Genomic DNA, 11,597 nt, shown 5'->3' with positions numbered 1-11,597 from the left:
AAAAACGCAGAATACGGGGTTAAAACTCTTCGCCTGGCCGCAAATAACGCCACTTTCCCAAGGGAAGCTCGCCCAGCCTTACCTTGCCGATGCGAACGCGTTTCAGTCCTGTGACCTTCAAACCAACTAGTTCGCACATTCTACGAATCTGCCGCTTCCTACCTTCCTTTAAAATGAACCTCAACTGGTCCTTATTTTGCTGGACCACCACGGCACGTTTCAGTGCCTGCCCATCCAGACTCAAGCCGTGACTTAACAGATTCAGGGTACGCTGGGACACCTCTCCTTCCGCACGTACAAGATACTCCTTTTCAATCTCGGATTCGGCACCGATCAATTTCCTTGCGATGCGACCGTCCTGGGTAAACACGAGCAATCCGCTTGAATCGATATCCAACCGGCCCGCCGGCGCCATGCCTTTCAAATTCAGTGGGCTAAAACTGGATGATGCCTTGCTATCCTGAAACTCCGATTCTCTATTGATGAGGCTGATCGCGGGCTTGTATCCTCGCTCGGGTTGTCCTGAAACATACCCGACGGGCTTATGCAACAGTACGGTAATTTGATCACACTGCTGCGCTTGCGCCATGCGCGCAAGCTTTATTTCCTGCGTAGGAAAAACCTTGATACCTAATTGACTGATGCGCTCACCATCCACAAATACCCAGCCGCGTTCGATATAATCATCCGCTTCCCGGCGCGAACACAACCCCTTCTGGGACATAAGCTTGGATAACCGGATTTTTTCCATTGCTTCCTGCGGCTGAACGAAAAAGATTCACGAAACATAACGACACATCGTTCAAGAATTGCACATTATAGTTTGAACGTCCGCACCGTTTCAGCTAAAATTGCGCCTTGCAGGCGCGTAGCTCAGCTGGTTAGAGCACCACCTTGACATGGTGGGGGTCGTTGGTTCGAGTCCAATCGCGCCTACCAGTTTAAAGTTGCTTTTCGGTAACTTGTCTCAGTAGCAATACTGCGTTATTCCCTTCCTTGAAGTGACTGTGTCAAAACTGTGAGGGAACAGCCTTCCGTCCCGGTGCGAGGCACATTGTTCACTATCAGTTCCAGCGTCGGTTTCTCCACCCAGGCTCGCAGATGTTCGCTTGAGAGATGGGCATACCACCGCACCATCTTTATAAATGCCCACCCCCGAGCTCCTGGAGGATGTGCAAAGGAGTGCCGTTTTGCATATGCCACCTTGCCCGGGCATGGACAGGTCATGCCAACAAAAATCAATCAATCAGTCAGCCTGCCCTTCCCACCGCCGATCTGAATGCCCTACTGCTGGTTTGATGAACAGGTTTTCCGGCCTTTGGAAAAACCCAGCGCTCGTGAAGCATCGAAAGAAGTTTCGATTACACGCGGGTTACGAGCAAAACACCCCGGATCAGGAAAGCGTTCAAAGCATTCCTTTGAGGGGATGAAAGACCCCTTACTCAAAAAGGGGAGGCAGGTAAACCAAAAACTCAAAAATCCGCCGGAATGAAAAGAACATTCCAGCCAGGAAATGAGAACGGCCCCCGAAGGGGCCGCGTCAAAAGAGCAAAGGACTGCGAATCTTCGCTTATGAAGTTTTGCGCATTCCCCGGCGACGAACGACGGCGCCCATGAGCCCCAAACCAGCCAGAAGCATCGCATATGTTTCGGGTTCAGGTATCGCTGCAGCAATTGCGCCACTATATATACCACCCTCGCTGCCAACTGCCACACCGGTAATATTAAGATAGTGCAAACCTGACATGGGAGTGTCCCAATGCAGGGTCAGGCTATCTTGACTGTTGCCGGGTGAGGGAAGCACAACGGACTGTAGAACGCTATCGTCGCTATTACCAGCTATCCCATCGGCGCCCGCTGAAACAAGCGACATGGTGGCAAGGGCTGTATCAAAGCTAAATCCGCCAAAGCTGAGCGGAAGGTTTACTACCGTTGCTCCAGCACCAAAATTGGGCTCCTGCGGTGTAAACGTGAAGATATCGCTAAAACCCGCATGAGTGGGCCCTACGATCCCCGAGAAAGTCGTGGGAGTAGACGTGGATAGCGTGCCGAGATCCGTCATCGTATCCGCTTGGGCACCCATACTCGCCCCCGCGAGAACCGCAACTGCAATAGCGTGTTTCACTGGAAATTTAGTCATCTTATACCTCCTAATCGTCATGTACATGGAAGTAGCCAACCGGTCCTGCATAACTCTTCATATATGGAAGAGTGGTTGACAATTTTTTTGTTGGTGATACCTATTGTACCGAGGTGCGAAAGAAATTCGCGGGCCTCGATAATGGAAGATTACACTCCATGGAAAAATGATCAATAGACCGATAGGACTAGCTAGGAAAATTGATCGAGCCTTCAGCTTTCCTTTCTTCCGTAAACATCCTCGAATCGCACGATGTCGTCTTCTCCCAAATATGAACCCGACTGAACCTCTATCATCTCCAATGGAACGCAACCAGGATTCTGCAAACGATGCCGCGTGCCCAATGGTATGAAAGTAGATTCATTTTCCGACACAAGATAAGTCGTATCGCCACGCGTTACCTGTGCAGTTCCATGTACGACGATCCAATGCTCGGCACGATGATGGTGCATCTGAAGCGACAACGAAGCGCCTGGCTTGACAACGATCCGCTTTACCTGGAAACGCTCACCCGAATCGACTCCGTCATACCACCCCCAGGGACGGAATACCTTTCGGTGCAGTTCGCTCTCCGGCCGGCCTTTGCGTTTGAGGTCGTCCACGATTTTCTTTACATGCTGGGTTTTGTTCATGTGAGCCACGAGGATGGCATCTGGGGTTTCAATCACCACCATGTCTTCGATCCCCACGCAGGCCACGAGCCGATGCTCCGACAAGGCCAATACGTTGCGGCAATCATTCAACAGCACATCGCCTTGAGACACGTTGCCTTGATGATCCTTGGGCAGAACCTGCCATAAGGAGTCCCAGGACCCCACATCGGACCATCCCGCGGAGAGCGGAATGAATACGCCGGCCGGCAAAGAGTCATCGTGGGCGAGGCGCTCCATTACGGCATAATCAATCGAATCGCTCGGACAACGCAGAAACTCTTCCTTGTTGACACGTAAAAAATCGCCATCGACCACCCCCTTCTCCCAGGCTGCACGACAAGCGGTTGAAATATCGGGACGACAGGCGTCTATGACAGCAAGCCATACCGAAGCCGTCATCATGAATAGGCCGCTGTTCCAGAAATAGGAGCCAGTCTCGAGATATGTTTGTGCGGTGGCACGATCGGGTTTTTCAACAAAGCGCGCTATCCGGCTTGCTCCACCCTTTCCCAATGCCTCACCGGCTTCAATATAGCCATAGCCTGTTTCCGGCGAATCCGGCGTGATTCCAAATGTTACCACTGCACCCCCCGCCGCCAGCCCCATACCTGCGCGAATGGCCATTTGAAAACAGGGCACATCAACGATCACATGATCTGCCGGCATCACCAGCAGAACCGGATCGCCTCCATCCCGCATTGCCGCAAGTGCAGCCAGTGTAAGTGCGGGGGCAGTATTACGTCCCACTGGTTCGAGCAGAATATTCCCTTTTGTTCCCATGAGCCGCAGTTGCTCGGCGATGACAAAGCGGTACTCCTCGTTGCAAATGACGAGAGGCGCTCCAAGCTCGACATCGGTGAGTCCTTCCATGCGGCGGAGGGTTGCTTGCAACAGCGAGTCTTCACCGATAAAAGACAGGAGCTGTTTCGGATATTTCTGGCGTGAAAGAGGCCACAGGCGGGTTCCGGACCCGCCGGAGAGGACAATGGGAACCAATGATTGCATAAAGTTTTTACGAAGAACGAATCGTTGCTACTCGAGCGGATTTACCGGGAACCCTGGCAGGAAAGCGGTGATAGCGACAAAGAAATCAGAACCCACTCACTCTAGTCCAAATGTGAACTCTCGCTTCCATATCCCTCGGGATTCTGGTTCTGCCAGTGCCAGGTGTCAACGCACATTTCTTCCAGCCCTCGCTTTGCCCGCCAGCCGAGGAGATCGGATGCGAGTCCGGGCTCAGCATAGCATGAGGCAATATCCCCCGGGCGGCGGGAAGCAATTCTGTATGATACCTTTTGCCCACTCGCCTTTTCAAAAGCCCTTATCATTTCCAGCACACTATAGCCCGTCCCGGTCCCGAGGTTTACCGTCAGGCATCCTCCTTGCCTGTCAACGGCCTCTGCATTGCGCACTTCCGGATTCTCCAGAGCTTCGAGGGCTTTGAGATGACCTAACGCCAAGTCCACGACATGAATGTAATCGCGTACGCCCGTTCCATCCGGCGTCGGATAGTCATTGCCCCACACGTTCAGATACTCCCGACGGCCAATGGCAACCTGGGCCACAAAGGGCATGAGATTATCAGGAGTTCCTCTGGGATCTTCACCGATCAGACCGCTGGGATGTGCTCCAACAGGATTGAAATACCTGAGGATGGCGCAGCGCCAGGAAGAATCACTGCGATATACATCGCGCAGAATTTCTTCGATCATCAGTTTGCTCCGTCCGTAGGGATTCGTGGCAGAGAGGGGATGATCTTCGGTTAACGGTAGCCGCCTTGGCTCACCGTAAACAGTAGCAGAGGAACTGAATACCAGAGTTTTCACTCCACACTCATTCATCGCCTCCAGCAAGCGGAGCGTACCAACAACATTATTATCGTAGTAAGCCAGGGGCTGCTTCACCGACTCTCCCACCGCTTTAAGACCGGCGAAGTGGATAACCGCGGTCGCCTGACTCTCATGGAGGGCTTTGGTCACGGAGGAGCGGTCACGGCAGTCGCCTTGCACAACGCGCAGCTTCTTTCCGGTGATGCGCTCAACCCGTCTTAATGCTTCAGGATGGCTATTACAAAAATTGTCGAATACAGTGACATCAAGACCTGCGTTCAGTAATTCCAGGCAGGTGTGGGAACCTATATAGCCTGCGCCGCCGGTAACAAGGATCATAAGTGTCCTGCTTCATTTCAAAAAGAGAAATTATAATGGCTCGGCGCCTTCGCAATAATCACGCATCGACGAGAGAGCATAAACGATTTATCGTCATCAGCTTTTCCGCGATTTCTTCCTCTCTCGATTCCTTTCAATAATACTTGAGGGATACGATACCCCACGTCTCAAGCAATTCCATTCGAAACAATCAAAGGAAGAGATCAATTGCCACATCTTATCGCGAACGTTCCTCCAGATTTACTCTGGGCTGATGACACCGCCAGTAACCGTTATTAGCCGTGCTGAGCCACAGCGTGGTGTTTACGCCTGACTTACTTCCCTCACCAGCACATCCACTATCCGTTCAGCCGCTTTTCCATCCCATAGATGGGGCCGTTGGCTGCGCTTGCCTTCTCCATGCAATATCTTTCGTACTTCGCCAATGATGCGGACCGGATCGGTACCAGCCAAAACGTTGGACCCCTCTTCCACAGTGATGGGACGTTCGGTATTATCGCGAAGAGTAACGCAAGGCACCCCGAGAGCAGTGGTTTCTTCCTGTAATCCTCCACTGTCGGTCAGCACCACGGCGGCGTCTTTCCATAAATTAAGAAAAGGCATGTATGCCTGCGGTCCCAGCAGCGTGATGTTCGGCCCCAGCTCAATGCCAAACTTTTCCAGATTCCCCCGCGTCCGGGGATGAACCGGAAAAATCAGGGGCAATTCCACGGCAATCTCCCGCAGCGCACCACACAGCCGGGTTATCATCTCGACGTTATCCACATTGCTCGGCCGGTGGAGAGTCACGACTCCATAACGACTTCCGTTGATCGCAAGCTTCGCCTTGAAGGGGCTTGTTTCAAGACTTGAAATATCATGGTCCTCCAGCTTTTCGAGCTGGTACAGTAAATTATCGATCATCACGTGGCCAACGTAATGAATGGCGGAATCCGGCTTTCCTTCCCGCTTCAAATGATCTATTCCACTGGGCTCAGTCACGAAAAACCAGTCGGAAATGCTATCGGTAACGATACGGTTGACTTCCTCCGGCATCGTGATATCGCCGCTCCTTAAACCTGCCTCCACGTGAGCCACGGGTATATGCAACTTTTTGGCTACAATGGAACAGGCCAGTGTCGAGTTCACATCCCCTACCACCAGCACAGCATCCGGGGGATCAGCCTCACAAAACTCTTCGAATGCCATCATGATCCTTGCGGTCTGTTGCGCATGAGTTCCGCCACCCGCAGCCATGAAAACATCCGGCTGGGGGATGCCGAGTTCTTCAAAGAAAACGTCATTCATCTCCCTGTCGTAATGCTGGCCAGTATGAATAATCTTAAATTCCAGACACTTGCGAGTCTGCAAAGCGCGCACGACCGGCGCAATTTTCATGAAATTGGGACGAGCTCCGGCAACAAGATAAATTTTTTTCATGCTGGCACAGGATTCTCTGTTAGCAAGGTCGTTCGACGCTTATACGTGAAGAAACCGATGGCTGCCCCGCCGACCAGCATCATCAAATAAATGTCGGGCTCAGGCACGAGGGACACTGACATAGACTGGAACATTTCCTTTCCGTCTCCGGTGACGGCATCATGAAGCGTTTCATTATGCTTGTAGATCAGGTTCTCCGCTGGCCGGAGCATCCGGCGCGCAATGGCATCCCCTATCATGTCTCTTAAGTCCTGTTCCACGCTCCAGCGCAGAAGTGGATTCAGAGAAATGTTTGATTCAAGCATGCGGGACATTAACATGGACTGAAACATTTCTTTTTCGTCCCTGATGATCACTCCAGAGAAATAGGTGGAAACAGGGTCGGGACTCGGTGACCAATCGTATAGCCCGCTCTTGAACCATACGCCCCGTTCGTCATTGAAAGTGTTGATGTGATTTTTCTCCTGGAAAAGCAGTGTCCCGTCTTTCCAGAATTCGAGAAAACCCGTATCGTTCCCAGCCCACTTTACGTGCAAGTCTAAAAACGTCCAACGTCCAGGATGAAGATCCCAAGAGGCCAATTCCCGGCGTTCATAATCAACCCCGACGGTTGGGCGAGTACCTGCTGGCGCGGTAATCTTGTCGTAATCGAATACATTTATGAGCTTTATCCTCTCACCCTGAACCAGCACTGCAAGAGTAGGATTCCGACTATTAGTCTCCATAATATCAGGGGTATTATGGATCTGCGCTATAACGACATTATTTTTCGCTGTGGCAAACGTTTCCGGAAGATAGTAGCCCCAGGAGTACCACCGTTCGGAACCAATGGGATCATGGAAGGTGCTCAATTCTGAGCGATAACCTCCATATATAGGCAGATCGCCGTCAATATGAGTTGCCCGCATTACCAACTGACCGGAACCCGCTGGATCACGGACACGGTCCAGCCGGGATGGAATACCGTTAGAAGCCAAGGCACCACCGAAACGCGTTCCATTGGCTTCGAGCGCCCGATAACCGGAAAAATCCCCTTTACTTAATCTTCCATCGAAAACTATATCAGCATAGGCGAAACTAAAAGGAAACGTTAAAGCAAAACATAAAACAAGCGTTGTAACCCTGACCATCCCTGCTCCAAAAAAAAACTAATTGATACGCCAGAATTCCTCTACCAAGGATTTTGTATTCCGGATATTTGTCTTGCTCGAAGCCCCGAAAACGATCGCCTGTATGTTTGGCTGCTGACACACCCACTCGATTGCCTCCCTGGGTGGAACCGCGCCAGACGCGAATACCGACATTGCAATGGCCCGGAACTTCTTCTCATCCAGCGCCCGCTCATAAGCCTCGAAACCGCCGCACATGCGAAACCCGATCTTGTTGATGTTGGCACACACGATCGGATTCTCGATACCCACCTCCTCGAGCGCATCCAGCAACTTCGGCATGTTCATTGTAATGAAGCCGGGTTCGGCGTTATAGCGAGACTTGATATGATCGGCAAAAATACGAAAAGCTGCTTTGAAGTCGAGACCCAGCAGCAGATCGACTACAACGTTCTGGAGGAAGATCACGGGGGTATTCAAACCCGCAAACATTTTCATTTCTGCATCCACCAATAAAGTGGTAATCCCTTCGATATCCTTTCTTGCCAGAGACATTCCCCCGCGTAGCGCAGCATTGACGATGCCTTCTTCCGGAAGGAAGCGCTTCAGTGCGCCTATCATCCCATCCTCGGTGACTGCATTCGCATATTTGTGGGCGTAGGGCATGCACGGCAAAAACTGGAAGTCCTTGTAACGCTGCGGATTCGATCGCATGTGATCACAGACCATCGCGATGCGATCATGGGTAGTACACATGAAAGAAGTGACGCCTTCATCATATGCGTTATCCAGTACATCGATGACTGCCGTCAGATCCTGAAAGCGCATCATCTGCGCGCGCGCCTTCTCTTCCGACATATGGTTGACCCCAAAAAACTGATTGTCGCCAAACAACAAACGGTCCATATTATCTCTTCCCTGAAATGAGTGGCTGCGTTAGCTCACTGCCTTGCGACCGCCAAATAGCAGGCCGAACTTCTTTCCCGGCGCCTGCCGGGGCGCGATGCCAGATGTAACGGGAGGGCGCTTTTCTGCATCGGCAACCATCATTGACATCACCCGATCCGTTATCACGGCTTCTTCGAAGGAATTGATATTGCCACCCCCCTCCTTCTCTTCGATACAGCGCACAAAGTAATCCAGCTGCGCCGAGTATTCCTCGCCGCGCAGATAAAACCATACCGCTTCAGTCAAATCTGTCGTATAACGCACGTTCCATCCTCGCTGATACCCAGCAGGAATATTCACGCCATCGCGGATATACACCTGGCATTCCTGGCGATCAGCGTATATGCGCCCCTGAGTTCCCCAGATAGTCACTTTTGTAGTCATCTTGCGGTAGGATTCATCGCTCCAGTTCACCGAGATCTGGACACTCTTTCCCTCCTCGTAATACAACGTACTGAATACCTCATCTTCCGTGTCTTTGGAGAAAATTTTATTCAATACCGACCCCCCCACGCTTTGAGGCGCGCCGAGGTACCAATTTACGAGGTTGATCGGATGGGCCGCGTAATCGTACAGGCATCCGCCCCCCTCGGTGCGCTGGGTGCGCCAGGTGGAACCCTTGGGTTTGAGCACAACCGGGCCATACGCCTCGGCCAGCACATGCGTGACAGCACCGATTGCCCCTGCATCGAGCAAGCGCTTCACTTCCTGAAAGGCCCCTACAAAGCGGTTGTGGTAACCCACCTGATTGACCAGGCCCCTCTCGGCTGCGATGCGGGCAAGTCTCTCACCTTCTGTTATATCGAGGCAAAAGGGCTTCTCGCAAAAAACGTGGAGATTTTCATTGAGCGCCACCTCGACCATCTGCCCGTGCGAACGGGAAGGGGTAGCGATGATTACCGCATCCAACTCGATATCGCGCAACATGACATCGAAATCCGTATAAGTGCGAACGCCGGTGTATTTGTTGAGAACATCCAGAACGTAACCGGTCGAGTCGCATACCGCTTCGACTTTCACATCCGGATGGGCGTTGATCATGGCGTAATGCGATAAACCCATTTTGCCCAAACCTACCACTGCGAGACGCACCATAGTAATTACTCCCAAGCAAAAATTAACTGTTCAGAACTTCATTTTTGATCATATCGTAAGCCGTTTTCCCTTTTTCAAGCAGTTCGCGATTCGGCGGACGGCTTTCAGTCAGTTCCAGGTAGCGCAAGGCGTCCTCAACCATCAGTTCGGGTTTGTGTGCAAATGCTCCCACCTTCAGCAAATAGCGATCTACATCCAGTAACTCATCCTGGTAGACAGAAATGGTTGGAATGCCAAGTACTGCCATTTCACGGGTCATCGTCCCGCCTGCTCCTATGAAAAGGTCGCAATCAGGAGCAATATCCGCGATATCAAGCGCGGTGGCTACCACACGTATGCGCGAGAACTGAGGTTTCTGGTAGTGAATGCTCTGTTCCTTACCCCGTGGCAGCAACACAACGTCCACATGATCCTGCATACCCAGCAGAAGATCGTCGAGAAAATTTCGTTTTCCCTTGTAATATTGGGCAGTCCAGGGCTCGGGGCGGACATAGACGACTTTGCGCGATTTAGCCTTTCTTTGCCAACCTCCCTCCTTTGACAAGCGCGCATCCAGTTCCCATAGATAGATGCCCTCTTTTACGCCAGGATAATGGATCACTTTCCGAGGATTGGCTCCCTGCTTCTTCAATTTCCCTAAGCTCAGGAATTCGGGCACCATGATCTTGCTTGCGCAGATAAAGGCTGGAATATTTCCCAGCGCATGCTCATTATCATTCATATAAATAGAAGGCACACCCAGCAAACGGGAAACACCCGGGGAATGGAACGAACTCTGAGAGATAGCAACGTCTATCTGCCGTTTGGCCAGAAATTGCCGCAGTTGCATCACCCGCACTGGGAAGCCCAGCAGTTTGGCGGTCAATCTGCCACCGTAATGAAGTCCCACCACTTCATGCTTGAATCCATGAAGGTCCAGCAAATCAATCGTGTTTGCCAGCGGCCGCGAAGTGATGATTATTTCATGATCTTGTTCAAGGTCGCGGATCATTGCCGCGAACATGTTCACATGAGGTGAATTCGTGAGTTCGAACCAGATTCGCATATCCTAAACCATGTTTTATTCATTTGGAGTCATCGCCTTCAGGCTCGGACAAACTAGTTTCAACTTCAACAGCTGATTCACCCATCATAAGCTTCGGACTGTGGGGCAAATTGAGCTTGACAGGAAACTTCGCTCATCATTTCCTTACCATTTTTCACGCAGAACAAACCGAGTGAACTCTTGTCGCTTTTCTGAAGGCACGAAAATGAAATTGTTAATATAAACCCCTTTTCTTTCCCAATGACTCTTCCAGCCGCCGATGTTTCTACTGTCTTGATGCAGTTCCCTGTCAAATTCGTTTAACGGGCGCACCAGATCATTCAAAATGAAAAAACCAGAATAATCGAGATCCGCAAGAAAATCGGTTACGTCTCTAATCGCGTTTTTTCTGTGGCGATCCTCAATCTCAATAAGAAGTGAGGGACGATGCCTGCGCACTGTATCCTCACCCCCCTTCAATACCGCAAGCTCGTGCCCTTCCACATCAATTTTTGCGAAGCCGACATTGTCGAGCGCATAATCATCCAGTCTGCGAACTGGAACAGTCACTTCGGTCAAATTGCTACCGTCTTCATCTTCAAGGAGATTACTTATCTCGATCGTGCTACGGCCCGGGTCTTCCACAAGAGTCCTGAGTTTGGTCTCGCCCGTCGAATCAGAAAGCGCTACGGATTCAACAGATGCACGATGCGTTACGCGCGTAAGTATGGACTTTAAGCGAGCCGCCTGCCCAGGCCGCGCCTCAAAGGCAATACAGTATGCGGAAAGCTTGAGCAGGTGCGCCATGTATAAGCCTTCAGATGCTCCGATATCGAGCGATGTCTTCCGAGAATCACAAAGATACGGCAGCAATCGAAGTTCAGGTTCGTGAAAATCACGACCCAGGGATTTGAACTTGAATAGAGCGTAAGCATCTGGGGCAAGCCTCTTCCCCACGGATACTGAAATTCGCTTCAACGGTGCAAAGACTTTGTTCATGTTGGATCACCTCTATCTGCTAGCTTCCAAATTAACTTCGGT

General features: G+C 51.3%; 10 protein-coding genes and 1 tRNA gene. 1 reads left to right on the top strand and 10 read right to left on the bottom strand.

Annotated elements, in window-relative coordinates; genetic code table 11:
- Positions 1-19: 19 nt before the first annotated feature.
- A complete protein-coding gene (locus tag NMUL_RS01395; RefSeq protein ID WP_011379625.1) occupies positions 20-751 on the bottom strand; it encodes a pseudouridine synthase in 732 nt (243 codons plus the stop codon).
- A gap of 111 nt (positions 752-862) precedes the next feature.
- On the opposite strand from NMUL_RS01395, the gene NMUL_RS01390 reads away from it, so the two are divergent.
- Positions 863-939 (top strand) — tRNA-Val (locus tag NMUL_RS01390).
- Between the two features lie 631 nt (positions 940-1,570).
- Here the strand turns inward: NMUL_RS01390 and NMUL_RS16060 are convergent.
- The 9 genes from NMUL_RS16060 to NMUL_RS01340 form a co-directional block, all read right to left on the bottom strand.
- Positions 1,571-2,140, bottom strand: a complete 570-nt coding sequence (locus NMUL_RS16060) for an FxDxF family PEP-CTERM protein (RefSeq protein ID WP_181020103.1) — start codon at positions 2,138-2,140, stop codon at positions 1,571-1,573.
- A 212-nt stretch (positions 2,141-2,352) separates the two neighbouring features.
- Positions 2,353-3,798: a mannose-1-phosphate guanylyltransferase/mannose-6-phosphate isomerase gene (locus tag NMUL_RS01375; protein ID WP_011379623.1), complete on the bottom strand. Its 1,446-nt coding sequence runs from the start codon at positions 3,796-3,798 to the stop codon at positions 2,353-2,355.
- A gap of 101 nt (positions 3,799-3,899) precedes the next feature.
- Positions 3,900-4,961 (bottom strand): UDP-glucose 4-epimerase GalE, encoded by a 1,062-nt coding sequence (galE, locus tag NMUL_RS01370; RefSeq protein WP_011379622.1) that lies wholly within the window; start codon positions 4,959-4,961, stop codon positions 3,900-3,902.
- 303 nt (positions 4,962-5,264) lie between these two features.
- Positions 5,265-6,380, bottom strand: coding sequence for a non-hydrolyzing UDP-N-acetylglucosamine 2-epimerase (gene wecB, locus NMUL_RS01365; RefSeq protein WP_011379621.1), 1,116 nt, complete (start codon positions 6,378-6,380; stop codon positions 5,265-5,267).
- On the bottom strand, positions 6,377-7,510 hold the full coding sequence (locus NMUL_RS01360) for a polysaccharide lyase family 20 protein (protein WP_011379620.1): 1,134 nt from the start codon (positions 7,508-7,510) through the stop codon (positions 6,377-6,379). Before NMUL_RS01360 ends, wecB begins: the two co-directional genes overlap by 4 nt.
- Before the next feature lie 18 nt (positions 7,511-7,528).
- On the bottom strand, positions 7,529-8,395 hold the full coding sequence (locus NMUL_RS01355; RefSeq protein WP_011379619.1) for a type 1 periplasmic-binding domain-containing protein: 867 nt from the start codon (positions 8,393-8,395) through the stop codon (positions 7,529-7,531).
- Positions 8,396-8,425: 30 nt separating this feature from the next.
- The gene (locus tag NMUL_RS01350; protein ID WP_011379618.1) at positions 8,426-9,532 is read right to left on the bottom strand and encodes a Gfo/Idh/MocA family protein; all 1,107 of its coding nucleotides are present in this window, start codon (positions 9,530-9,532) and stop codon (positions 8,426-8,428) included.
- 22 nt (positions 9,533-9,554) lie between these two features.
- On the bottom strand, positions 9,555-10,577 hold the full coding sequence (locus tag NMUL_RS01345) for a DUF354 domain-containing protein (RefSeq protein WP_011379617.1): 1,023 nt from the start codon (positions 10,575-10,577) through the stop codon (positions 9,555-9,557).
- 144 nt (positions 10,578-10,721) lie between these two features.
- The gene (locus NMUL_RS01340; RefSeq protein ID WP_011379616.1) at positions 10,722-11,555 is read right to left on the bottom strand and encodes an FkbM family methyltransferase; all 834 of its coding nucleotides are present in this window, start codon (positions 11,553-11,555) and stop codon (positions 10,722-10,724) included.
- Positions 11,556-11,597: the final 42 nt, after the last annotated feature.

Origin of the sequence: Nitrosospira multiformis ATCC 25196, assembly GCF_000196355.1 — a bacterium.
Lineage (GTDB): Bacteria > Pseudomonadota > Gammaproteobacteria > Burkholderiales > Nitrosomonadaceae > Nitrosospira > Nitrosospira multiformis.
This window is presented reverse-complemented; position numbering and strand designations above follow the sequence as displayed.